The sequence below is a fragment of the Burkholderia sp. BCC1047 genome, from assembly GCF_902833155.1.
In the GTDB taxonomy this organism is placed as follows: domain Bacteria; phylum Pseudomonadota; class Gammaproteobacteria; order Burkholderiales; family Burkholderiaceae; genus Burkholderia; species Burkholderia sola.
In genome coordinates this window covers 22,166-45,174 of sequence record NZ_CADFEH010000019.1, presented here as the reverse complement: position 1 = coordinate 45,174, position 23,009 = coordinate 22,166, and the positions used below count along the sequence as shown (strand labels likewise).

At 59.1% G+C, this 23,009-nt stretch carries 23 protein-coding genes, 2 pseudogenes and 1 other annotated feature; of the genes and pseudogenes, 5 read left to right on the top strand and 20 right to left on the bottom strand.

The window, feature by feature from the left end; translation table 11 throughout:
- Positions 1 to 75 precede the first annotated feature (75 nt).
- Complete coding sequence (locus tag HWX55_RS19930; protein ID WP_175976993.1) at positions 76 to 990, bottom strand: transporter; 915 nt, start codon at positions 988 to 990, stop codon at positions 76 to 78.
- A 302-nt stretch (positions 991 to 1,292) separates the two neighbouring features.
- Between HWX55_RS19930 and HWX55_RS19925 the strand changes: the two genes are divergently transcribed.
- Entirely contained in the window at positions 1,293 to 2,231 is a 939-nt protein-coding gene (locus tag HWX55_RS19925) for a LysR family transcriptional regulator (protein WP_109343205.1), read from the top strand.
- Here HWX55_RS19925 and HWX55_RS19920 read toward each other — a convergent pair.
- The 7 genes and pseudogenes from HWX55_RS19920 to HWX55_RS19885 all read right to left on the bottom strand — a co-directional run bounded on the left by HWX55_RS19920 (position 2,212) and on the right by HWX55_RS19885 (position 6,526).
- Complete coding sequence (locus HWX55_RS19920) at positions 2,212 to 2,514, bottom strand: hypothetical protein (RefSeq protein WP_175976992.1); 303 nt, start codon at positions 2,512 to 2,514, stop codon at positions 2,212 to 2,214. The genes HWX55_RS19925 and HWX55_RS19920 overlap by 20 nt on opposite strands.
- 55 nt (positions 2,515 to 2,569) lie before the next feature.
- Positions 2,570 to 3,043 carry an RES domain-containing protein gene (locus HWX55_RS19915; RefSeq protein ID WP_109343207.1) on the bottom strand — a complete coding sequence of 158 codons (474 nt, stop codon included), beginning with the start codon at positions 3,041 to 3,043 and terminating at the stop codon, positions 2,570 to 2,572.
- Positions 3,040 to 3,468, bottom strand: a complete 429-nt coding sequence (locus HWX55_RS19910; RefSeq protein ID WP_109343208.1) for an antitoxin Xre/MbcA/ParS toxin-binding domain-containing protein — start codon at positions 3,466 to 3,468, stop codon at positions 3,040 to 3,042. The genes HWX55_RS19915 and HWX55_RS19910 overlap by 4 nt, the downstream gene beginning before the upstream one ends.
- A 95-nt stretch (positions 3,469 to 3,563) precedes the next feature.
- Positions 3,564 to 3,836, bottom strand: a pseudogene (locus HWX55_RS19905) (phage integrase family protein); the annotation flags it as partial.
- 5 nt (positions 3,837 to 3,841) lie between these two features.
- Positions 3,842 to 4,132, bottom strand: a pseudogene (locus HWX55_RS19900) (transposase); the annotation flags it as partial.
- 283 nt (positions 4,133 to 4,415) lie between these two features.
- The gene (locus tag HWX55_RS19895; protein WP_175976991.1) at positions 4,416 to 4,931 is read right to left on the bottom strand and encodes a hypothetical protein; all 516 of its coding nucleotides are present in this window, start codon (positions 4,929 to 4,931) and stop codon (positions 4,416 to 4,418) included.
- 371 nt (positions 4,932 to 5,302) lie between these two features.
- Positions 5,303 to 6,526 carry an NAD(P)/FAD-dependent oxidoreductase gene (locus HWX55_RS19885; protein WP_175976989.1) on the bottom strand — a complete coding sequence of 408 codons (1,224 nt, stop codon included), beginning with the start codon at positions 6,524 to 6,526 and terminating at the stop codon, positions 5,303 to 5,305.
- A 224-nt stretch (positions 6,527 to 6,750) separates the two neighbouring features.
- Between HWX55_RS19885 and HWX55_RS19880 the strand changes: the two genes are divergently transcribed.
- Positions 6,751 to 6,969 carry a hypothetical protein gene (locus tag HWX55_RS19880; protein WP_175976988.1) on the top strand — a complete coding sequence of 73 codons (219 nt, stop codon included), beginning with the start codon at positions 6,751 to 6,753 and terminating at the stop codon, positions 6,967 to 6,969.
- A 514-nt stretch (positions 6,970 to 7,483) separates the two neighbouring features.
- On the opposite strand, the gene HWX55_RS19875 is transcribed toward HWX55_RS19880, so the two are convergent.
- Genes HWX55_RS19875 through HWX55_RS19855 form a run of 5 tightly spaced genes read right to left on the bottom strand, consistent with a single transcriptional unit; the run spans position 7,484 to position 11,516 of the window.
- Positions 7,484 to 7,870 carry an ester cyclase gene (locus tag HWX55_RS19875; RefSeq protein ID WP_109343211.1) on the bottom strand — a complete coding sequence of 129 codons (387 nt, stop codon included), beginning with the start codon at positions 7,868 to 7,870 and terminating at the stop codon, positions 7,484 to 7,486.
- 53 nt (positions 7,871 to 7,923) lie between these two features.
- On the bottom strand, positions 7,924 to 8,697 hold the full coding sequence (locus tag HWX55_RS19870; RefSeq protein ID WP_175976987.1) for an SDR family oxidoreductase: 774 nt from the start codon (positions 8,695 to 8,697) through the stop codon (positions 7,924 to 7,926).
- Complete coding sequence (locus HWX55_RS19865; protein WP_175976986.1) at positions 8,690 to 9,718, bottom strand: NADPH:quinone oxidoreductase family protein; 1,029 nt, start codon at positions 9,716 to 9,718, stop codon at positions 8,690 to 8,692. Before HWX55_RS19865 ends, HWX55_RS19870 begins: the two co-directional genes overlap by 8 nt.
- On the bottom strand, positions 9,715 to 9,936 hold the full coding sequence (locus HWX55_RS19860; protein ID WP_175976985.1) for a hypothetical protein: 222 nt from the start codon (positions 9,934 to 9,936) through the stop codon (positions 9,715 to 9,717). The genes HWX55_RS19865 and HWX55_RS19860 overlap by 4 nt, the downstream gene beginning before the upstream one ends.
- Positions 9,933 to 11,516, bottom strand: a complete 1,584-nt coding sequence (locus HWX55_RS19855) for an NAD(P)/FAD-dependent oxidoreductase (protein WP_204496268.1) — start codon at positions 11,514 to 11,516, stop codon at positions 9,933 to 9,935. The genes HWX55_RS19860 and HWX55_RS19855 overlap by 4 nt, the downstream gene beginning before the upstream one ends.
- A gap of 171 nt (positions 11,517 to 11,687) precedes the next feature.
- Between HWX55_RS19855 and HWX55_RS19850 the strand changes: the two genes are divergently transcribed.
- Positions 11,688 to 12,650, top strand: coding sequence for a LysR family transcriptional regulator (locus tag HWX55_RS19850; protein ID WP_124550189.1), 963 nt, complete (start codon positions 11,688 to 11,690; stop codon positions 12,648 to 12,650).
- Between the two features lie 103 nt (positions 12,651 to 12,753).
- On the opposite strand, the gene HWX55_RS19845 is transcribed toward HWX55_RS19850, so the two are convergent.
- Positions 12,754 to 13,905 (bottom strand): MFS transporter, encoded by a 1,152-nt coding sequence (locus HWX55_RS19845; protein WP_109343225.1) that lies wholly within the window; start codon positions 13,903 to 13,905, stop codon positions 12,754 to 12,756.
- A gap of 307 nt (positions 13,906 to 14,212) precedes the next feature.
- On the opposite strand from HWX55_RS19845, the gene HWX55_RS19840 reads away from it, so the two are divergent.
- Positions 14,213 to 15,450 (top strand): IS3 family transposase gene (locus tag HWX55_RS19840; protein WP_175976984.1). Its coding sequence is split into 2 segments (ribosomal slippage): positions 14,213 to 14,504 and positions 14,504 to 15,450, totalling 1,239 coding nucleotides; the frame shifts between segments, so codons are not numbered across the junction.
- Positions 14,494 to 14,610: a sequence feature (AL1L pseudoknot), on the top strand. (Overlaps the previous gene by 117 nt.)
- A 90-nt stretch (positions 15,451 to 15,540) precedes the next feature.
- Here the strand turns inward: HWX55_RS19840 and HWX55_RS19835 are convergent.
- The 6 genes from HWX55_RS19835 to HWX55_RS19810 all read right to left on the bottom strand — a co-directional run bounded on the left by HWX55_RS19835 (position 15,541) and on the right by HWX55_RS19810 (position 21,561).
- A complete protein-coding gene (locus HWX55_RS19835; RefSeq protein WP_244140609.1) occupies positions 15,541 to 16,851 on the bottom strand; it encodes an MFS transporter in 1,311 nt (436 codons plus the stop codon).
- Positions 16,852 to 16,948: 97 nt separating this feature from the next.
- A complete protein-coding gene (locus HWX55_RS19830) occupies positions 16,949 to 17,929 on the bottom strand; it encodes a quinone oxidoreductase (protein ID WP_175976983.1) in 981 nt (326 codons plus the stop codon).
- A 161-nt stretch (positions 17,930 to 18,090) separates the two neighbouring features.
- Positions 18,091 to 18,630: a VOC family protein gene (locus HWX55_RS19825; RefSeq protein WP_175976982.1), complete on the bottom strand. Its 540-nt coding sequence runs from the start codon at positions 18,628 to 18,630 to the stop codon at positions 18,091 to 18,093.
- Positions 18,631 to 18,675: 45 nt separating this feature from the next.
- The gene (locus tag HWX55_RS19820) at positions 18,676 to 19,083 is read right to left on the bottom strand and encodes a cupin domain-containing protein (protein ID WP_175976981.1); all 408 of its coding nucleotides are present in this window, start codon (positions 19,081 to 19,083) and stop codon (positions 18,676 to 18,678) included.
- A gap of 40 nt (positions 19,084 to 19,123) precedes the next feature.
- Positions 19,124 to 20,497 carry an NAD-dependent succinate-semialdehyde dehydrogenase gene (locus tag HWX55_RS19815; RefSeq protein ID WP_175976980.1) on the bottom strand — a complete coding sequence of 458 codons (1,374 nt, stop codon included), beginning with the start codon at positions 20,495 to 20,497 and terminating at the stop codon, positions 19,124 to 19,126.
- The gene (locus HWX55_RS19810; protein WP_175976979.1) at positions 20,494 to 21,561 is read right to left on the bottom strand and encodes an Ldh family oxidoreductase; all 1,068 of its coding nucleotides are present in this window, start codon (positions 21,559 to 21,561) and stop codon (positions 20,494 to 20,496) included. Before HWX55_RS19810 ends, HWX55_RS19815 begins: the two co-directional genes overlap by 4 nt.
- Before the next feature lie 366 nt (positions 21,562 to 21,927).
- Between HWX55_RS19810 and HWX55_RS19805 the strand changes: the two genes are divergently transcribed.
- Entirely contained in the window at positions 21,928 to 22,866 is a 939-nt protein-coding gene (locus HWX55_RS19805) for a LysR family transcriptional regulator (RefSeq protein WP_175976978.1), read from the top strand.
- Positions 22,867 to 23,009 lie beyond the last annotated feature (143 nt).

The window sequence follows — 23,009 nt, the reverse complement described above, 5'->3', positions numbered from 1 at the left end:
GTTGAAATTGCGTATTGGTCGATGACGGCGCTCATGACCGGCTTCTCGTGCACAGTCCGGCCCGCGAGACGATGCTTAGCCCTTGTGCCCGAAGCCGGCCCACAACGGGATGCCGATGTTCAGCCAGACACTGCTGCTCTTGGCCGTGTTTGCGGCATAGATGCCTTGCTGATAATTGAGGTTGACGCTCCAGCTTCTGGCGTCGTACACGATCGACGGCCCGATGCCTAAGGTCCGCATGCAATTGCCCACTCTCACGCCGCCCACCTTGTCGTCGCTGAACTGGTTCAGGTACGCGCCGACCACGCCGGGCTTCCAGGGGCCGAAGTTCCAGCCGGCGTTGAACTCGGCGACGTAACCGTCGCCCGATCTGTAGTCCGTCGTGCCATTCTTCTGATTGAACAGCAAGCGGTTCGCGAGCGCGACGTCGATTCCGTTGGGAACGTTATAGCGAATCGCGATCAACGGCTGCACCGAGGTGTAACCCAGCGCGACGCTCGACTTGACCGGGCTATAGGAACCGGTCTCGAATGCAACATCGATGCCCGACGCAATCGTCAGGTTCGGCAAGAGATTCCATTGCAGCAACACAGGCGTCAGCGTGATGTTGGCGAGGCCGTTCTGCGTACTCGACTGCCCGAAGACGGTGCTATGCAATGACACAACGGGAATGATCAGCTGCGTATAGACGTTTGCGCCAAGGAGGTGGAACGGATACGCCGCCAGCAGACGAGTGACTTCCAAAAACGCCGACGTATGGAACGGAATCGGCAGTTTCTTGCCGTCGTTGCCATAGAGGCCGTTCGCAAAGCTGTAGTTGAACTGTTCCAGCGCAAACAGGCCTGGGATCGGCGGCAGGTTGGCGATATTCGTACCCACCGCGCCGGCCGCATACGGTGAAACACCACCTTCGAATGCCTGTGCTTCTTTCATCGAACCCGTGGCCAACACGGCGCAACCGACGACGGCTGCGATCAGTTTCGTGGACATGCTGTCTCCTCCTAGGGGCGCGTTTGCGCCGCCTGGCATCTCTTCTAATAGTGGAAGCGCGGTGCAGACGGCCGACGTACAGCGATACGTTCGATCCGAAAATGCCCTGACGCTGGCCTCCCAATGCGATGCGTCGGCTGCCGTCGCTTCGAGATGTGGCTAGGTTAAGATAGGCTGACGTATCCTAAAAATGGATTCGATCCATTGCCGATATCGACGGCGTCAATACTCTCAGGTTAAACCCTGATACCGTATGCGCGCGAGGTAACGCGGCAACGATTAGGAGAATGGAGACAGCACGCATGCGGTTCAACAAGCTCGACCTCAACTTGCTCGTGGCGCTCGACGCGCTCTTGAGCGAACAGAACATCAGCCGTGCGGCCGAAAAGATCCACCTGAGCCAGTCGGCGACGAGTAACGCGCTTTCACGGTTGCGCGAATACTTCAAAGACGAACTGCTCGTGCAGGTCGGCCGCAAAATGGAGCCGACGCCGCGCGCCGACGCGCTCAAGGACGCTGTGCGCGACATCCTCGTGCGCGTCGACGCGACGGTAGCGGCCCAGCCCGAATTCGTACCGGCACAAGCGAATCGCCTGTTCCGCCTGTTCGTCTCGGACTACACGATGACGACGCTAATGCCGCACCTATTCACGCTCGCTTACAAGGAAGCACCCGGCATCCGATTCGAGCTGCGCCCGCAGGTTGCCTATCCCCACCGCGTGCTGGAGCGCGGTGAAGCGGATCTACTGATCATCCCCAAAGAGTATTGCTCGACCGAGCATCCGGCCGAGGTGCTGCTCGAGGAAACCTACTGCTGTGTGGTGTGGAACCACAGCCCCCTCTCGAAGGGCGAGATGACGAACGAGCGCTACATGGCGGCCGGGCACATCGTCGTGCAGGTCGGCGACGCACAGACGACACTCGAAGACTGGTTCATGCAGCGGCTCGGCGTCGTGAGGCGCGTCGAGGCGAATACGTACAGCTTCGTGTCGCCGGCTCACCTGCTGGCCGGCACGAACCGGATCGCCACCATGCACCGGCGGCTCGCCGAAGAGGCCGCGCGCAGCCTGCCGATCGTGCTGCGTGAGGTGCCGGTGCCGGTCCCGACGGTGGAGCAGGCGATGCAATGGCACAAGCATCGGACCTCGGACCCCGGGCTCACTTGGTTGCGCGGGCTGCTGAAAAAGGCCGTCGCAAAGATGGACGAAGGGCGCCATGACGCTACCGCTCTGGCACCTTGACCGATAACACGTCCTTTGCAGCTCTGCGCATGCGTGCAATAAGCGGTACCCCCACCCCGTCGATTGTGAGCCCGAGGCCATACGCCTCGATGTCGTCTCGCTTCAGCTTCGGAACGGGCTCCCACATCGGCTTCCAACCGAGCCGCGCGGTGCGAGCGAGCAACTGACGCTTATTCAATCCCGGCACACAGTTCGCCACGAACAGCGCGAGCGGCTTGGGAACCCACTCTGGCGGGAAACTGGGTGGGCGTGCGAATGAAACCAAAAGCAACGCCGTAGTCATTCCTGTCTCCAGGAAAATGGTGTCGAGGTAAGGTTAGCAGACCACCATCGTGAATCTATGATCGCCCGGCCGGTGGCATCAAAAAGAGGCGTTCGTCCCACACTACAGGTTGCGGATCGGTCACGACGATTCGCGTCGCGTCGGGATGCGCGGGATTCACCAGCACGTTGAACTCGGCGCGGACAACGACGGAAGAGACGATCAGGAGCGCTGTACGCGATTCGGTCAGCCAAGCGTCGCCGAACTGCCGTGCCGCCTGCAATGCGGCCGCATCCCATCCAAGCGGCAACGTCTCTGCTGAATGGCGTTCGACGAGGACGTCGTCGGGAACGGTTGCCTCAACCCAGCCGTGCGTCTTCGGAACCTTGCCGATGCGCGCGTGCACGAGCACCTCGAGCATCGCACCTGCGAAAGTCGACGCCGCATAGATGACGGGCCGGCCAGGACTGTTGAAGCGGCCACCAACCAGCATCGCACCGGTGCCGCTCCAGATCGTGTGTCGTGTGTCAGCGATGCGAAACAACTTCATGCCGGCAGCCCATAGAACAACTTCCAGAGCAGCTCTTCGACCCGGCGCGCACCGAGTTCGGTCAGCGCGACATCGAGCGGGGCCCGCCCCTCCAGTTCGGGGTGGGGCGTCGCCAGGAATTCGCGTGCATCCTCTTCATCGTTCCAGACGTAGGTGGTCGTCGCCACGATCCGGGCCAAGCGCTCGGTTTTTTCCGATTCGTCTTGCGTCAGCCGATCGCGGCGACGCTTGTAGGTTGCCTCGGGGATGATGCGGGCGAGCAGCGCGCGCCGGGCGTCTGCACCTTGCGTCGCATGTTCAACGCCGGCGCGCAGCGCTGACTTTGGCAGGCCGTCACGCACGAGCGCCTCGAGCTCCGCGAGCGTGTGCGGGACAGGCCGCAGTTCCATGACCGCAGCCACGGCTTCAGGGGTAACGAGTGACATAGCAACTCCCCGCAAAAGTATCAATTGATACCAAATTGTAGCGCATTCGATACCATGCGCAAGATGTCGATGCATCTCGCGAGGCCGCGACGCCGCGCGACCAGCACGCGCGCCTGGCCGGCACCGATGTGCGGCACCGACCGCAACCAGCCGCCGCCGCGTCCGATTGCAGAACGCGACGAGCTCACCGAGCGTTACGACGCCCTCGCCGGCCAGCCGCTCCGCCACCAGTGGCCGGAACCAACGGCCGACCGGGTGATCCGGCGCCGGCGTTGCGGTCGCCCACGCGCCGGCCGCCTGCGCGATCATCGCAGGGACACGGGTGTCAGGCGCGGCTCGCCGTACTTGGCGATCGACGCCTGCGGATGCCTGGCTCTTCGATGGCGAGGCTGACGAACCAGCGGAGCAGCAGGTTGTAGCGCATTTGCTCCATCAGCATGCGCTCGCTGCGCACCGAGTACAGCACCCGCAGCAGCAACGCGCGCAACAGCTTCTCGGCCACAATCGAGGCGCGCCCGCTGTCCGCGTAGATCGTGCCGAACAGCCCGTTGAGCCGCTTCAGCGCCTGATTGACCAGCAGCCGGAGCGGCCGCAACGGGTAGTCGGCCGGCACGAACTCTTCCAGCTTCACCGTAGTGAACAGCGGTTGCTGCATCTCGTCCATTCCGCGCATCGCTCTTATCTGTCCAAGGCCATGAACACGATATCTCTAACGCGCCGCTCGCAACACCCGTTTACACCGTTCCGAATTTCAACAGCCTGCTAGGTGCTGAGAATTTCGCGCTTACGGAGGCTGCAATGCTACAGGCGGCAGCCTGCGGAAATGTCGTCGTTCTCCCTTCGCGTGGGCGCGTCTAACGCAGATGCTGGGACTCCTCGGTATCGGTGCCAAACTCACTCACCCGCCCAAGAGTAGCTCGCAGCTTTCGTGGGTGCGTCTTCATCCGCTACTGAGTCTCGTTCAAAAAACGTGCGAAGCCGCTGATTCGCGGCAATGGCTTATGAATCAGCGCCACGGACGCTTCTGCCGGGATCCCCAGTATCCGCAGCATCAACGCAGTTGTGCGCCGAATCAGGTTCATGTCTTCTTCGGCTGCAGCGGAGCCATCGATCTGGCCTTGCCCGAGGTGACCAAGCGCCATCTGCATCTCCTCTCGTTCGCCCCTCAGCATGGCATTGAGCGTGCCGACAATGGCCACGACGCTCATGGGTAGGTCCTCCGCCTTGAAGCGCTGTTGCGCGAGCCCGTCTAAAACATCCCGCAAAAAGAATCGACCCAAGCCATTGGCCGCGGAGGCCGGACGCATCAACGAGCTGGACAGGAACTTGCCCCAAAGAGGATCGGCGTGGGCCTGAAGCAACGTGTACTGCAGGCCGGCACTCAATCGCTCGGCTAGGTCGGTGAGGTGCCGCGTCGCGGCGTCCACCACTTTGCCTGAGGCCTCCAGCACCTCCTCGACCAAAACGTTGTAGATCGCAACCTTTGGACCGACCAGCCTTTCGTAGACATCTTCGAGCCATAATTTACGGCAACCGAGGAGGTCAGGATGAGCGGCAAACCGTATCTGATGAGTTCAAGATCGAACAGCGCGCCATGCGAACGGCACGCGAGATGCGTGCCTGCGCAATTGAGATCGGCATCCGATCTCCAGGCCATCGACGTGCCGCCTGCCAGACATCGAGCAAGCCGAAAAGCCGGCCCTCGTGCAGCGTCAGGATCATCTTGCGTCGCGCGGCGGGTGACATGGCAAGGCCGCACGCCTTCCATTCCGCGACATCGTAGGCATGGCAGAGGGAGATTTGGTGACTGCCTTCTTCGAGCAACTAGGCCTGTTCAAACATGGAACTCCTTCAAGGACATCGACATCCGCTCCGCATCCGCAAGATAATCTCTCTCCACCATGGATTGGAGTAGGCCCGTGCGGTCGAATACCTGGTCTCGCAGCCAGGCAAGTGGCGCCGGTGCCTTATGGAAAATGTTGCCGAGCTTGCGGGCAAACTCAACCTGATGGTTGCAATAGGCAACGCGCTCCGCCTCGAATGTCGCGATCGAACGCTGCACGGTGAGCCCGTCCGACAGATCGCTCGTGCCAATGGCGCGGGCTAGAAAGTAGCCGTCTTCGATGGCCATACCCATGCCATAGGCTGCATAGGGTGAAACGGGATGTACAGCGTCACCGAGACAGACGACACGTCCTTTCGACCATTTCATCAGCGAAGGACGATTGTAGACCTCCCATCGGAAGATCTGCTTCGAAAAATCCGTCCGGTCGGCAAAGAGGTTCATGGGATAGGCAAAGGGTGCCAGCAGGGCACGGATGTGACGTTCCGAATCGGCCGGCGCCGCCGCAACTTCCGAGGACCTCTCGACGATCCACCATTCGAAGCCCGGCTTGCCTTCATGCTTCATGGGAAAGTAGCTCGCCTGCACGTTACGGCCGTGATGCAGAGCGCCGATGTCCTTAGGCAGTTCGGCAATGTCCTCACACCAAGCGAGCCAAACTCGCAAACCAACATGAAACAGGTCGAGACTGCCCAGAGCCTGCTGAGATACCCGTGAACGGATGCCATCGGCACCGACCAGCAAATCGACCGCAATCTCATTGCCGTTGTCGAACTTGACAACGATCTCGTTGCCACGCTCCTCATAGGCGACGAACCTGTGGTCTGGCGTGATGACATCAGGATCAAGAACGTTGAGAGCATCGACCATCTTTGCGTAGGCGGACGACCGAAGGATGCCGTAGTGCCAGCCCTCGATGCCCATTGCCTTCTCGACGGACTTGTTGAACGGCAGGTCCACGCGGACCTCTCCCTTGGGATTGCGGAACTGGACGCGCGTCTTAAGGCCAAAATTATTGACCACGTCAATGCCGTAGTAACGCAGCACCGCAAGAACGGGCACTGAAAGCAGCACAGCACCGCCTAGCGGTTTGGGCTCCGGATTCTGCTCATAAAGCCGGACCTCGTAGTTGGCTTTTCTAAATGCGATCGCGGCCGAAACCCCTCCAGGTCCGGCACCAACGATCGCAACCCTCTTCCCTACGTAGCCATTCATTCTTGCTCCCCCCAAAATTATGCGGATGCCATTATCACTTGGACTGAAGCTGCTTCGGCCCTTGACGTCCCCGTGGTCCGCCGGCTGCCCAATTCGACCGGATTTCGACCGGCACGATCTGCAAAGCTTCCCGGCCCAATGGGCGCCTCGCGCGCCTCCCATCTGTTGCCCTGTTTGTCTATATTGTCCCCAATTCCGAAGTAACAGCGGAACGGACTGTTGAAATGCCAGAAGAAATCGGAATCAAAATATGGCAGCCACAGCTGCAATCGATGCAGGCAGAAGGGCCAATGGGGCCGGATGTCGCTGCCAGTCTGATCGCAAGGGATCAACAGGTCGACGGAGGAGTACCAGAAATAGTTGGCCATAAAATACTCGAATATCATGCTCTCTCCCGTGTCGACGAGCTCAATGCCTTCGCAAGCTTGCTGAACGTCTTTTGATGAAAGAGCCAGAGGAAATCGCGGCGTTCAAAAATTGCTTATTTTAAATCCTTATACTTACAAGCCAAATATCTAAGAAGTTTCAATGTCGCTGGAAAGGCTTTATTTCAACCCATGATCGCGCTCGACACGCCCATCCCTGTTAACCGTTTCAGCCAACGCCTAGCTCATCGCCTATCGGCAATGAGCTAGGCGTTGGGTCGGCTGCGCGACTATTTCGACGGTCCACCGCTGATTTAGGAGGACCACGTCGTAGAACTGTGACCCTTGACTCGACCACCCCTTCAAATGATGATCCAATTCTTCGACATCGCGGCGTGTTCGAGGTCGCGCCGAGTTGCAGGGTGCTGCAGATTGCATCGTCAAGCGATCACAAGGATATTGCCACCCGCCTGGACCTGGGTCGTCTGTCGATCCTGCCTACCTCTTCGGACTTCAAGAGGTTAACAAAGTCTAGACAGGCTGACGATGGCTGAGGGGCTTCGACGCACGAAATGGTCTGCGACAAGCTCGCTTAGAACATGCCGTTTGAATTGGCGGCCTGCTCAGGAATGGGCTGAAGAATGTCCCAATGTTCAACCACCTTACCCCTTTCAATTCGAAATATATCGACTCCGGCAGTCCCACGGTCCTCGTTGTCCAAATAGGCACAAAAATGTATCGCTACGAGATCACCTTCGGCGATTGTGCGTTTGATCTCGATTTTGAAATCCGGAAAGTGTTGATGAAAACCCTCGACAAAGCTGACAAATCCTTCTGGACCGTCAGCCACCTGTGGATTGTGTTGTGTATAGACAGAACTGACATGTGTGCTGATAGCCGAAGCCGGATCTTTTTCAACAAAGGCGCGGCGGTGAAAATCCAGGGCTATTTCTTTGTTAAACTGTATTTTCTCACTCAATTGAATACTCCCATTTGACAATTTTATCGTTTGGTGCGTTTAAACGTATCGCCTCAGATAGGCCTTGGAGTAAACATGCCCGCATACATGCCGTTATCGACAACCAAGACATGACCGTTGATCGAGCGGGCTGCGCCAGATGACAGAAATAACAACGCATTGGCGACATCTTGCGCCGTGGCAATACGGCCGGTTGGGGAAGACGCCCGGAACTCTTCGCGCGAAATCCCATAGGCATCGATTGCTTCCTGCAGCATTGGCGTATCGACGGGGCCGGGGCTCACGCAATTGCAGGTGATGCCGTCGCGGCTGACCTCCATCGCCATGGCCTTGCAAAGATTGATGACGGCAGCCTTGCTGGTCGAATAGGCAAGTGCGTTGGCCATGCCGTACATGCCGGCAAGCGCAGTTGTAAACAAAATTGCGCCGCCGCCGTGCTGACGTATGAGGGGAATGACAAGGCGCGACATGCGAAAGGCAGCGAGGAAGTTAACGTCCCAGACCGCGCGCAACTGACTTTCCTCCACAGTCTCGACGCCGCCGGAAGTCCCGAAACCAGCGTTGTTAATCAGAATATTCACCGTTCCAAATCGGCTCATGGCCTCCTCTACGAGGTTGCGGCTCAATTCCTCGTTTGCAAGATCGCCGGACAAACCGAAAGCCTCCGCCCCCTGCATGCGGCATTGTGTGACAATGGGGTCCACCGACGCGCGTCCGCTCAGGATAAGCCGCGCCCCCTTTTCAGCGAACGCAAGAGCGGTGGCGAAACCGATTCCTGATGTTGCGCCGGTGACTATAACCACCTTGCCGTCGAGATCGTCAGCCATTTTGGTCCTCCATCCGATTCGACGGCACCAGAATGATCTTGCCTTCGCTGTTTCGTTGCTCCATCAAGCGATGGGCCTCTTCGGCTTTGGCGAAGGGCAGCACTTTTGCCGGCACAAGATCGAGTTCGCCGCGTTTGATAAGATCTTCTAAGCTTTTTAAAGCTGCAACTACGATGTCTGGTCTGTTCACATGGTAGTAGCCTAGAAAGAAGCCCGTGACACGGAGATTGCCCTCCAGCAATCTGGTGACGTTTACGGGGTTGTCTGTCGGTGCGGCATGGCCGTAGACCACGGCACGACCGTTCGGTACAAGGCAATCGATTCCCCTTTCTAGAATGCCTCCCGAGGTGGCATCCATGACGAGATCGACGCCAAGGCCACCACTGGCTGCCCGCAAGGCGTCGACCCAGTCCGATTTGGAATAATCGACCACCGCTTCTGCGCCGGCGGCTAAAGCCAGACGGATCTTGCTTTCATGGCCGACGCCGGCGATGACGCGTTTGGCACCTAGTGCCTTAGCAATCCGTACGATCAAAGAGCCGACGCCGCCCGTTGCGCCCTGCACAAACACTGTGTCGTTTTTCGTCAACATGCCGGCATCTGTCAGAGCCAGATATGCCGTCAGGCCTTGGATGGGAAGCATTGCCGCCTGTTCGAGTGAAAGACCCTCGAACCACGGCATGAGAGTCTTGGCCTCGACGGCGATGTAATCAGCATAAGCGCCGCCTTGGATATTGGCACCGATGACCGACTCCCCGATCCGTGACCTATCTACGCCTTCGCCGCAATCTTCGATGATTCCGGCAAATTCACAGCCTGGATTGAAGGGCAGCGGGGTAGGGACCGGATAATGGTCGCCGCGCCGCCTGACCAGATCGGCATAGTTGACACCTGCAGCGAGTACCCGGACAATCACCTCGCCCTTTTGTGGTTCGGGACGGGCCAGAGTTTCCACGCGCAGAACCTCGGGCCCTCCCGTCTGGTGAAAGCGGACCGACAGCATCGTTCTAGACAGGCTCATTTCTTCTCTCCCTGGGTACGCTTGAACGGCAGCGACAACAAAAACCAGATCAACCGCGGCGTTAGGAGCCGCAAAGCTAATCTCGCCTGTTCTGGCGTAATGACGGCAGACATGGGCATCGCGCCAAATATCTTGCCTTTGATCAGTAAGTCGGCATCCTTTGACTCAATCGAGCTGATCGTCATGAGTTCGGTCTTGTCTGTGGTGAAGATTTTCATGCCGCGCTTACCTTGTCGAAGTCGAGCCCGATCGCCTCAAAAGCCCTCATCGCGGCGGCTCTGCCTGCGCCGAATACGCCGCCCCCCGGATGCATGAAGGGACCGACGAGGAATAGGCGTTCGATGCCGGGAACCGTTAGACCGCCAAGGTCGGGGGTCGGCCGGTGCGATCCGAATTGGTAGGAATAAGGCGCGATACCGTGAATATCGCCCTTTTGAAAACTTTCCGAATCGCGTTCCAAATCGAGGGGACTGTAAACCGCACGGGCAATAAAATTATCCTTGCCGAGATTGGTGATGTATGCTCCAGCTTTCTCGCAAAGCCAATCGGCATATTCTTCCTTATAGCTGTCCCACCGCGCGGAGCCGCCGTCCTTAAGGTCATAGGGCGCATAGGAGAACATCAAAAACGTCGCGTTTCCCGTAGGCGCTCTCGACGGATCGACATTGGACGGGCAATTTCCCCCAAAAAGCGGCCTTTCAGGCAGTACGCCGTAGCGTAACTCGTCAAAGGACCGTCGCAAATGGTCGAGCCTAGTCGGCAGCAGCTCCGTGATAATCGTGCCGTTCACATGGTCGCCAGCCGCGAATCTCGCGGGCTCCTTGAGCGCACCATGAACGACAAATGCGCTGAATGCCGCCGGCCGGGTTTTGCGCGCGGCCCTATCGACGTACGGGTCGAGATTGTCGATATACGAATGCAGACGATGGGGGTGCAGTGCACCGATCACGCAGTCTCTTGCGAAAAATTCGCCGATCACGGTCCGTACGCCAACCGCGCGCCCCCCCTTGACCAGGACTTTTTCGACCTTGGTTTCCGTGAGAATAGTACCGCCATGATCGCGGATTTGGGCAACGAGCGCGTCTGCCAGCGCACCGCTGCCGCCTCTGGCTACGCCAATTCCGTAGCGTTCAAGAAAGGCAATGAACATGAACAGACCAATTCCAGTTCCCATTTCGTCAGGGAGTTGCAGGTTTTCTGTGACCAGCTTTAGAAAATGCACCCGGATATAGTCGTTCTCGAAATACTCTCTTATAATATCGAGGGCGCTTTTCTGCATGATCATCAGAATTTCACGCCCCTCCCGGCTCTGGTCGAGCATTGCACTCATAGCGCCGTTGGGTATCGGGGGCGAGTAGAGTCCAGCCAGAAGCATGGGCAGGATGCGGTCGCCCAATTCAGCAAGCTTCAGAAACGACTCTGCATCCGCTTTGGAGAAGCGTTCGATCGCTTTATAGTTCTTTGACCGATCGGTATAAAGCGCCAGCGTCTCACCGTCCTCGAAGACTGAAATATGCGGTGGATCGGGATAAATGTATTCGAGACCGTAGCGCGATTTCAAACCAAGTTCGTCCTTCGCAAGGACCGGATTGGCCTGGATAAATATGTGAGCTGTGCTGTGCTGATCGTGCCAGAAACCTGGCGCGGTCAGTTCGCGCGTGACAACACCGCCTCCGAGCCAGGGTTGCTTCTCAATGACGAGAACGCTCTTGCCGGCTTTGGCAAGATAGCCGGCGGCGACGAGTCCATTATGTCCCGAACCGATCGCGACGACGTCGTATGTCGTAGATATACTCAATATTTCCTCCCAGAACGCGTGTGTCCGGCGGGAAGCATTTCAGCCGATACACTTCAAAAATTTCGCTTGAAGATATTGTATCGGCGTGCAAATCATTTGCAAAAGTGATTTCTTTTATGTATCTTCATAGCCAGCACGAATAGTTGATAGAGCGAGCGCTTGAGGCGTGGCGTGGTCGACTGCGTAAAAGGTCAACGCTTTTTGGGGGATGACATGCATTTCAATGGCTTGGATCTCAATCTGATCGTCGCGCTCGACGCAATACTCAGTGAACGCAACGTTACCAGGGCGGCAGAGAAGTTGAATATCAGTCAGCCCGGCATGAGTGGTGCGCTGAACAGGTTGCGGCAATACTTTAACGACGATCTTCTAACGCAAAACGGCAAGCAGATGATGCTCACGCCTCTAGGCGCGACACTTTCCGTTCCGGCGAAGGAAATACTTGCGGCCGTCCATTCACGTATAGCAGTACAGGCGCGGTTTTTGCCGGAGGATGCGCGGCGGAGTTTCACCGTAATGGTGTCGGACTATGCGGCTACAATCTTTCTGGTGAATGTTTTACGTGAGCTCGCAGTCGAGGCGCCGGGGATGACTTTCGACCTACATCACTATGCCGATCTCCCGGGTGACGCGTTGGAGACGGGGCGCATTGACTTGCTGCTTGGCCCCCAGCAGGCGCTCTCCCAAAACCACCCTTTCAGGCCGCTCTTCTCAGACGATTTCGTCGGGATCGCCTGCGCCAACAACAACGCTGTAGATAACGCTGCCGACATTGATTCTTTTCTAGCTATGCGGCATGTCCTTGTACGACTGGGTGATTCCGGCCTGCCGACGATTGACGCGACATTTCTCGAAAGGTCTTTTGCGCCCCGAAGGATAGACGTTACCGTTCCAGCATGGAGTCTTGTGCCACATTATTTGATGGGGACGCAAAGGGTTGCGATCTTTCATCGTCGGCTTGCCCATGCGTATGCGAGCCGTTACCCGCTTAGAATATTCGAAATCCCCACGGCCCTTCCGGCCTTCGAAGAATGCGTCCAATGGCGCGCTTCGAGCCGAGGAGATCCTGCAATTCTGTGGCTTGTTGAACGGATTGAGGCCCACGCGCGAGTGATGAACGAAGTGTCTGCCTGATCGCGAACTGGGAGGCCTGCTATATCTCCATCGAATAAAGCCGGCCCCGCCGTCGGGAAGACCGCGAGGCCGCTTTAACCAGCACGTGCAATGACGACTGATATTACTCGCCTGCGGCCACAACAGGATTGAGGATGAACCGTGCCTTGGAGAAAGATATAACCGCAAGTGTTGCGCAGACGCAGGCTGCCAAGCCGATCGAGGTATAGCCGGATATCTGGATCAGAGTTCCCCCAAGGATTGGCCCGATGGCCGCGCCTGTCATGAGCATCGCCGGCGTCGCGGCAACGGCCCGCCCGCTAGGGTCCAGCCGAGACAATAGACCGAATGCGAATGTGTGAGTGAAAACCATAGTTGCCACAAATACAGGACCTGCCATCGCATAGAGAGGGAAAGCAGAGCTCAAGGTTATAACGAGCGCGAGAATAGCCTGTACAACCGGTCCGGCAAGAACAACCTGCTCCGAGTTCAGTATCTTTTCAAGAAGGGCGGCGATAGGACCCGGAAACAGGTTAACGATTCCGAGAGCGATCAACACACTGGCAATCGCGTCTATGGAGAATCCATGTCCAATACCTATTTCTTGAAAGAATCCGAATACCATAGACTGGGTGACAGCCATCAGGCTGACGCCGAAAATGCCGGCCCAAACCGCGCGGCTGAGCTTTTTTACTCCGACAGTCGCAACGCAGTCACGATCGACGGTTGGTCGTGGAAATGCAAGGGACGATGTCGCGCTCGCCAAGATCATGAGACCGCAGAAAGCGAAAAACACGACTTCTCGGCCCTGCGTAGCAACGAGCTTCGGGACCGTCCCAAGGAATATCGTGCCGAATACGCCGATTGCCCCGCCCGCCATCGCGAATAGCCGGTGTGGGTTCACGCTCCGCCCGATCGTGCCATGTGTAAAAGACAGTGCCGTTCCAGCGGTGAACCCAGCTATTGCGTGGCAAAGCGCCATTGGGATGAATCGGGTTTGTTGCGTTGCCACGGCCCAGGCTATAGCCGCCAAGGCGAGTGAGAATGTTGTGATGATCCTGCCATTGAATTTATTAAACCGCGGAGCAAGGAGTAGACTTGCAGTGACAGTTCCTGCCAAGAAAAGAGTAACCAAAGATCCAGCCTGTTGCGGATCAAAATGATATCCCGTGATCAAGGTGCTGATCCACACCGGCAACGCCACCAGATCGATCATTCCTGCGACATGTGCGATAAGCAGCGCCAAACGCGCACGCCAAGTTTCCTTTGTAGCCATTGCGGCCTCCTCCATCTATGTTTGGCTTTCGCTCGACTCTCCTCCCGAGCGATACGCAGTCAAAGCCAGCAAATGTCGCCTACCCTCCTTACCCCAGCGGAGATTCTGCAAGGGCAGGCGCATTCAAAGCGTCGACTGAAATCAATTCAGTCTAGGCAGGTGCTGTATATTTGCAAAAGTGGTTTTGCTGATCCGAAATCATAATTTTTAGAGATGGGACAGTGCGCCCCCGGGGTGATTCCATCAAATCCTGACGCTGAACCGCCCCGAGTTTTGTGGAGGCTCCAACTCTTGAGAGAATGGAGCCATGAACAAGAAGCCAAGCAAGTTTTCCCCGGAAGTCCGAGAGCGCGCAGTGCGCCTGGTACGCGAGCAGCGTAGCGAGCACCCGTCGATGTGGGCGGCCGTCGAATCGATTGCGCCGATGATCGGCTGCACGCCGCAGACGCTGTTGGATTGGGTTAAGCGCGACGAGGTCGACCGTGGAGAGCGCGATGGCGTGAGTACGGCCGAGCGTGAACGCATCAAAGCCTTGGAGCGCGAGGTCAAGGAACTGCGCCGGACCAACGAGATTCTCAAACTGGCGAGCGCATTTTTCGCCCAGGCGGAGCTCGACCGCCGTTTCAAGTCCTGAAGGCCTTCATTGATCAGCATCGCGACACCTTCGGGGTCGAGCCGATCTGCAAGGTCTTGCGGATTGCCCCGTCGGGCTACCGACGCCATGCAGCACAACTTCGCGATCCGTCGAAATGTTGCGCCCGCGCGAAACGCGATGAGCTTTTGCAACCGGAGATCAAGCGTGTCTGGCAGGCCAACATGCAGGTCTACGGCGTGCCGAAGGTCTGGAAGCAGATGAACCGGGAAGGCATTGCGGTTGCACGCTGCACGGTCGGACGGTTGATGAAGCTGCAGGGCTTGCGTGGCGCAGTTCGCGGTAAGCGTGTTCGCACGACGATTGCCGATGTGAGCGCGCCGCGCCCGCTGGACCGAGTCAACCGGCAGTTCAAGGCTGACCGACCGAATCAGCTCTGGGTGTCGGATTTTACGTATGTCTCGACATGGCAAGGCTGGCTGTACGTAGCATTCGTGATCGACGTGTTCGCCCGCCGTATTGTTGGCTGGCGCGTCAGCTCGTCGATGACCACGGACTTTGTTCTGGATGCACTTGAACAAGCACTGTACGCCCGCCAACCGGGCGAGGACGGGACTTTGATACACCACTCCGATAGAGGGGCCCAATACGTCAGCATTCGCTACAGCGAACGGCTGGCTGAGGCCGGCATCGAGCCGTCGGTCGGCAGCCGGGGCGACAGCTACGACAATGCGCTGGCCGAAACGATCAACGGCCTGTACAAGACGGAACTGATTCATCGGCGCGCCCCTTGGAAAACAAGGGAATCCGTCGAACTGGCAACGCTGGAATGGGGCGCCTGGTACAACCATCATCGGCTGATGGAACCGCTCGGCTATATCCCGCCTGCTGAAGCTGAGGCAAACTACTACGGGCAACTCAGAAATGCCGCTGACGTGTCCGCATTAACTTAAACCAACCAGCCTCCACGATTCCCGGTGCGGTTCACTCACCAAGCTGCCCTACCCCAAAAGGGGACTGCGCTGGCTCGCAAAAACACGCCTCTAGTGGAGGTAAGTTGTCTCGGCCGTCGATTCGCCGCCTGCGTTCGGATGTCGCGTCGTTTCCGCAGTGCCAAACTGCTGATTTCTCGCCAGTGTCACCAAAACGAGTGCGGCGATCGAACCGCCCATGAGCATGACACTACTACCCGTTACCCAGCCCAAATGGCGCGTGAGTACGGCCAGGATGTAACCCGCGAAGGCGGCAGGAATATAAAACGACGACACGAACAGCGACGCACCGAACGACGTCGAGATTCTGGGATGGATGGAGTGAATGATGGCGGAGCTGAAGTTCGCGAACAGCACCCCGCTCGCCATGCACCCAAATATGAATGACAGCAATCCGTGCAGATAGATGGAATGCCCGAGCGGCGTAAAGAGCAGGCCGCCACTGATCGACATCACGCATAATGCGATTTGCAGAATCCGGCGGTTTCCGAATCGATGCCCAAGCCATCCACACAGCAACGATAGGAATCCACCCGCACCGTAGCAGCTGGCCGCAAAGGCGGCTTCCCTGGGGCTGAAACCCAGGTGCGAGCGGAGGAACGTCGGGTAAAGACCGAGATACGCATAAATGACGAGCCCGCCCAGAGCGGTTGCAGCGGCAAGCAACCAAGTCGTCGAAGTGGTTGACGCTAGTCGACTTTCTTTCTTGTGATGGCGTGGGACTGGCCTGACGGAGGCTGGTTTGAATTCGCTGAATTCACGTGTCACGAAACGCAGGCAGACGATCACCATCACGAACCCTGCAGCGCCGAATACGGCGAATGGCGCTTGCCAGTCATACCCCTTCAACAACACTACGCTGAGATTCGGGCCGATAATCGCGCCGAGCCCGAACATGGAGTTGATCGCGCCAGTAGCGATCGCCGTGTGACGATGAAAATAGCTCGTTGCCATCGAGAGCACGGCGATCAACTGGATCGACTCGCCCATGCCGGAAATGAATCTGTAAAAGAGCAGATCGGCATAGCCATATGACCGCGCGGTAAGCACAGTTGCAGCCGAGAAAATTATCAGGCCGACTATCGCCACGTATTTTCTTGGCATCTTGTTGAAGAGCCAGGCGGTCGGCAGTCCGGCGAGTCCCATGCCAAGTGTGAAAACGGTAGCGGCAAACCCGATCTCTTCGAGCGAAAGATTGAGGTGCGTGCGTATTTCAACAGCGAGAATCGAAAATAGATTTCGATCCATCGTGTTGATGAGATAGGAAAGCAGCAGTATCAGGAAGACGAAAATCGGTGCGTGAACGACACTGTTCCGGGATGAAGCTGCCCGGTGTGTGATTGCTCGTTCAGTTTTTTCCACGTCTCTCTCCGATTAGAATTTTGTCATCGGCTACTTGCGGCTGTCGAGGGGCACGACGCTGCTGGCGCCGAATCGATCTTCTCTCGACCTGGTTCGTTCATGGCACAAGCACACTGGAGCCCGAAGTGCGACCGGCCGCCAAGTCGGCGTGTGCCTGAGCAGCGTCAGCGAGGGCGTAGCGCTGGTTAATCGATACTTTGAGTACGCCCCGCGCACACAGGTTGAAGACCACGGCCGCCGAGGCGCGCAGATCTGCGGTAGATGCCGTGTAGGTCACCAACGTCGGCCGAGTGAAGTACAGCGAGCCTTTCTTCTGAAGCGTTGCGGCCTCCACCGGCGGCGGGGCACCCGTGGTGGTGCCGAAGGACACGAAGTAGCCACGCGGTGAAAGGCAGTTGATCGACTGCTCAAAGCTGTTCTTGCCGACCGAGTCATAGACCACCGGTACGCCAGCGTCGCGGGTGAGTGCCCTGACGCGCTGGACAACGTCCTCGGTCAGGCGATCGATCACGTGCTCGTAACCATTGGCACGAGCCAGGGCCACCTTTTCGGGGCCGGCCACCACGCCGATCATACGCGCGCCCAGGTGCCGACCCCACTGGCCGGCGAGCAAGCCTATGCCGCCGGCGGCGGCGTGCATCAGCACGTGCTGCCCCTTCTGTACCGGGTAGCAACGGCGCATCAGGTATTCGACAGTCACGGACTTGAGCATCATCGCGGCGAGCTGTTCGTCGCTGATGTGATCAGGTGCGTGCAGCAAACGCTCGGCGGGGTAGTTGCGATGGGTGGCATACGCGCCCATCACGGGTCCGCTGATGTAGCAGACGCGATCACCGGGATGGAAGTCCGTCACGCCTGCGCCTACCGCCTCGACGACACCGGCGGCCTCCGTGCCCAGGCCGCTAGGTACGGGCACCGGATACAGACCCGAACGGGCATAGATGTCTTGGAAATTCAGACCGATGGCGGTGTGACGGATGCGGACCTCGCCAGCATCGGGTTCGGCGAGGTCGACCTCGTCGAACCGCAGGACGTTGGGCTCGCCTGGGGTGTGGAAGCGAACGACTTTGGCTTTCATGGTGCTATTGAAGTTGGTTGTGATGGTGAAGAAGAGGCAATTCATGTCGAGGTCGCACGCTCGGCTTCACCACAGAAGCAGGCGTCATGTCGTCTGTGTCTCGTCTTGTTCCTCCGGCGGTCCGGACGATTCCACTCGGAAGCCGGAGTTCGGTGCACGCGTCAGAAACTTGACGGGTTGACGACAGGCTCCCTGGTCATCACCTCGGCGGCACCTTTGTCATTCGAGCCGGCATCAGTCCAGGCGGGAACTCGGCCGATCCGCGCCGCCTCATGCCAGGCGAAGTTGAGCTCGACTTTGATGCCGTTGATGGGCTCGCGCATGAAGAGCTGATAGAGGTTGGAGTTGTGCGCCTTACGTTCGCTGAACGCGACACCATTTTTCGTGAGGCGCTCGATGAATTCCTCGATGCCCTCGCAGTTCAGACACATGTGGTCGATGCGTCCCGAGCCCATTGCACCTGCCGCTGCGAAGTCTTGGTCACCATCGGTCGGCGTCTTCAGGTAGGTATCCTGATGCTCGGAGTGGCGTGCCTTCCCGACGTGGATGACGTCCTGGTCGCCAATGTAGAGCCAGTACACCGGGAAGCCGAATTCCGGGTGATTGCCGTTGCGGAAACCCAGGTTCTTGACGAACCAGTCTCGCGTGGCCTCGGGGTCGTGGGTGAGGATCAGCAGGTGCTCGAGAAAACGCAGTCCCATGATCTATCTCCTTGTGCGTGGTCGTGACGTGAATGTGCGCGCCGCTTACTTCGCATGCTCGCCGGCCACCGCGCGAGTCTCTCCGCTCTCCATCAGGGTGCGCGTAGCGTTGATCGATGCGTAGATCCAGAGGATCTTCATCGGCTCGACGTTGGACTTGTTGCGGAAGCGGTGCGGCACATTGGGCGGGATAAAGGTGGTATCGAGGGGCTTGAGCTCATGCACGTCGCCGTCTATATCGAGATAGGCGTGGCCACTGAGCAGAATAACGCTCTCCTCGCAGTTGTGACTGTGGAAGGGAATCGCGGTGCCGGGATCGAACTCGGTGATGCCGTTGATGAAGGTGGTAGCGCCCACGGAAGGCACCACCATCGGCGTGGTACGCGCACCACCCCCACGGTCATGGCTCTGAATCTGATCGGGACACAGCACGGCATACTTGATGGCGGTCATGGATGGTCCTCGCTTGGTCCGGAAATGCAGTTGATGGATGTCAGGTGCGGGCCGGGCCGGTCCATACGGACTTGATGTTGGTGAATTCGTGCAGGCCGAGCATGCCCAACTCGCGCCCATAGCCCGATTCTTTGATGCCGCCGAAGGGCAGGCGCGGGTCGGAGGCGACCATGCCGTTGATGAAGACGGCACCAGCCTCGATCTGGCGCGAGAGCTGCCGCGCGCGGTCAAGGTCGGCAGTCCATACCGCTGCGCCCAGCCCGAACGGTGTGCCATTGGCCACACGCACGGCTTCCTCGGCGTTGGCCACGCGCAGAATGGCTGCGACCGGACCGAAGGTTTCCTCGCGCGCGGCGGTCATCTCCGGCGTGCAATTGTCGAGCACGGTCGGCTGATAGAACGCGCCGTGGCCCGCCACCGGCGCACCGCCAAGCAGCCGCCGTGCACCTTGCCTCACCGTAGCCTGTACCTGTGCATCCAGTTCGTCGCGGAGATTGCGTCGGGCCATCGTGCCCTGCGTGCTGGCCGTATTCATCGGATCACCGACCACCAATTGCCGGGTGCACTCGCAGAACGCCTCCACGAACTGGTCGGCGACTGCGTGCTCAACAATGAACCGCTTGGCCGAGATGCAGCTTTGCCCCGTGTTCTGGAAGCGTGCCTTGACTGCCACCGTGGCGGCTCTCTCGACGTCGGCATCCGCGAGTACGATGAACGGGTCGGAACCTCCTAGTTCCAGCACTTGCTTCTTGAGCGCCTGGCCGGATTGGGATGCGATGCTACGGCCGGCCGGCGTGGAGCCGGTGAAGGTCACGGCCGAGATGCGGCGGTCGGCGATCAACCGGGCGACCTCGCCGGAGCCTACCAGCAGTGTGGAAAATAATCCCTCGGGCGCGCCGGCACGCAGGAACACGGCTTCCAGGGCGAGTGCGCATTGCGGCACGTTGCTCGCGTGCTTGAGCACCAACGCGTTACCGCCGGCCAGCACTGGCGCGGCCGCGCGCATCACCTGCCAGAACGGGTAATTCCAGGGCATCACGGCCAGCACCACACCGATCGGGTCGTACACGATGCGACTGTCGCTAGCGCTGCTGGCGATCATCGCGTCGAGCAGGAAACGGGGCGCGGCGTTGGCGTAGACGTCGAAGTTCCATGCGCATTTGTCGATTTCTCCCTCAGCTTCGGCCAGTGGCTTGCCCATCTCGAGCGTGGCCAGCGGAGCCAGCGCGGCTCTGTCGGTGCGCAGAGTCTGAGCCACGCGGCGCAGCAGTGCCATTCGATCAGCGATAGGCGTGACGGCCCACTGGCGCTGCGCGCGCGCGGCCTGCCCGAGCTTACGCTCAATCTGCTCCGCAGAGTGCGCCTCGTATTGCGCCAGAATGACGTCGGTGGTTGGGTTGAAGGAAGTGATCATGCAAGTGCCATATCGGACAGAGGGGCGATGCCGAGGTCGGTCGCCAGGGTGTTCAATTCGGCAATCAGCCCGGCAGAAACCGGGACGCCGCTTTCGCTGTAGCGGGCACGCCTTTCATGGCTTTGCTCGCCGGGCAGCCAGATGCGCTCTACGCCGGGCAGGCGCTGGCTGCCCCGTATGTCGCGAACAATGCGGTCGACCGAGCGCTTGAAGTCTCCAGGATCGCCGAAGGCCGCGAGGTCGATAACCAGGATGGCCTGGCCGGTGTTGGTTACGCTCGTGTGATCAGCGTTGAAGTCGATCACGTCACGCCCCATGGCTGCCCCGCTCAAGGTGCCCGCCAGGAGCCCGATGACGAGTGCCAGGCCGTAGCCTTTGTGACCGCCGATGGGCAGCAAAAAGCCCTCGCCTGCTCGATTTGGATCGAGAAGCGGCTTTCCTTCGCGGTCGATCATCCAGCCCTCGGGCAAAGGTTGGCCACGCTTGGCCTTGGCCTTGACTTTGCCGTAGGCCGCTACCGTAGTGGCCATATCCAGAACCACCGGCGGTTCGTCGGCGGCGGGTACGCTGGCGGCGATCGGGTTGGTCGATAGCAACATGTCCATGCCGCCCCAAGGCGGCAGGTGATTGGCGTTTCCGACCGCGAAGTACAGGCCGAGCATGTTGTGCTCGAGCGGACGACGCGCGTAAAGCGAGGCGGGGCCCGCATGGTTGCTGTAGCGTGTGCCGACCCAAGCTACGCCGGCCTTGCGGGCCTTCTCGATGGCGATGTCCACGGCGCGCGAGACCACCAGGTGCCCCATGCCGTTATCGCCGTCGACTACCGCCATCGCATCGCGCTCGCGCACAACGTGGATGTTCGGGTGCTTGTTGATGCCGCCGGCCTGGATGCGCTTGATGTACTGCGGCAATCGGATGACGCCGTGGCCATCAGAGCCTTGCAGGTCGGCTTCGGTCATCAACCGGGCGACTTGAGTGGCGTCGGCCTCAGGCAAGCCTTGGCTGACGAAAGCGGTCTGGATGAAGCGCCGCAACGCTTCCGGGGAAATGATAGTTGAAGTCATGAGACAAATAGGAATGCGATGGTCGTGGCCCCGGACCGCGGAGTCCGGAATGTCGCGTTTGGCACCCGGTTGACCTGGATGCCCCTCTCTTGCATGAACTTGTGGTAAAGCGCTGCGCCGTCCCACGGTGCAGAGCCTGGCGCCGTGATGTCGGGCGGTATCACATCGGTTTGCGGCCGGCCCACGCCACGCGGTTCAGTAACGTCATATCGTGCCTCCGTCGGGTCGTCCTTCTGCCGGGCGGCCCAGCCATGGATGAGCTTCAAGGTTAGGCGGCGTCCGAAGCCGCGTCTAATGCTATATTTGGGCTCTCCCATATCATTGTGATATGGATAAGGACGGCGGGCCATTTCCGCCGGGGCCGCCATGAACCTCCGGACGCTTCGTTATTTCATTGCTGTCGCTGACAGCGGTAGCCTGACCGCCGCCGCCGCTGCGATACCGATTGCGCAACCCGCGCTCACTCGTCAGATGCGAGACCTGGAGAGCGAAATGGGCGCGCAGCTGCTGCAGCGGCTACCGCGCGGCGTGCGTCTGACGCCGGCGGGCGTGACACTCTACGAATCTGCGCAGCGCATCCTGGCCGAGGCCTCTCGCTTAGGGCGGCGCCTGGCGCATCGGCCCCAGAAGGATTGCCCGCCCGTGGTGCTGGGGGCTTCGCCCACACTCGCGCGGCTGCTGCTGCCTCGTCTGTTCGAGAACTGCATCGACGCCATGGAGGGATTGGAGTTGCGTGCCCGCGAGGCTTTCACCCCAACATTGCTGGACTGGCTGGAGCGCGGCATGATTGACATGGCTGTGCTGACCAACCCCGAACCGCGCCGCACGCTGTCGTTCCATCCTCTGTTGGGCGAGCCCTTCGCGCTGGTCTCGCATGCGCAGATGCGCATTGGTCCAGTGGTTTCGGTGAACCAGCTCGCGTGCATCCCGCTGCTCATGACCAGCCTGCACAGGGAATTGGTAGAGCGTCAACTCGCCGGCCTGGGCAAGTCGCTGCGAGTACGCGCCGAAATCGATTCGGTAGACTCGATCCGCGAGTTGGTACAGGGCGGCCGCTGGGCGACTATCATGCCGATCTCGGTGTTCCGGGACAGCTCGCAGCTCCCCTTTGTGGTGAGGTCAGAGATATCCGGCGTGCAGCTCAACCGGGTACTCGTGCTGGCTACGCGTGTTGATCCGAGTCCGAATCCCTCGCTTTCGCTTGTCTACGAACTGGTGGAGGCCGAGTTTGCGCGCATGGAACGCATGGGCATCTTCAGTTTCGCGGCCACCGACCCGGTCGTCGTCGAGCCCGACAAGGGCTGAAGCATCCGTGTTCATGACGAGCGCTATCCGAATGCGAAAGCTCGACCTACCGTTCAACGGCGCCACCGTCACATCACGTCAATGGGGGCCGCAGGCCCCTTCTGAGGGTCGGCCGGGATTCGTGAATATGCGAAGCTTCGCAT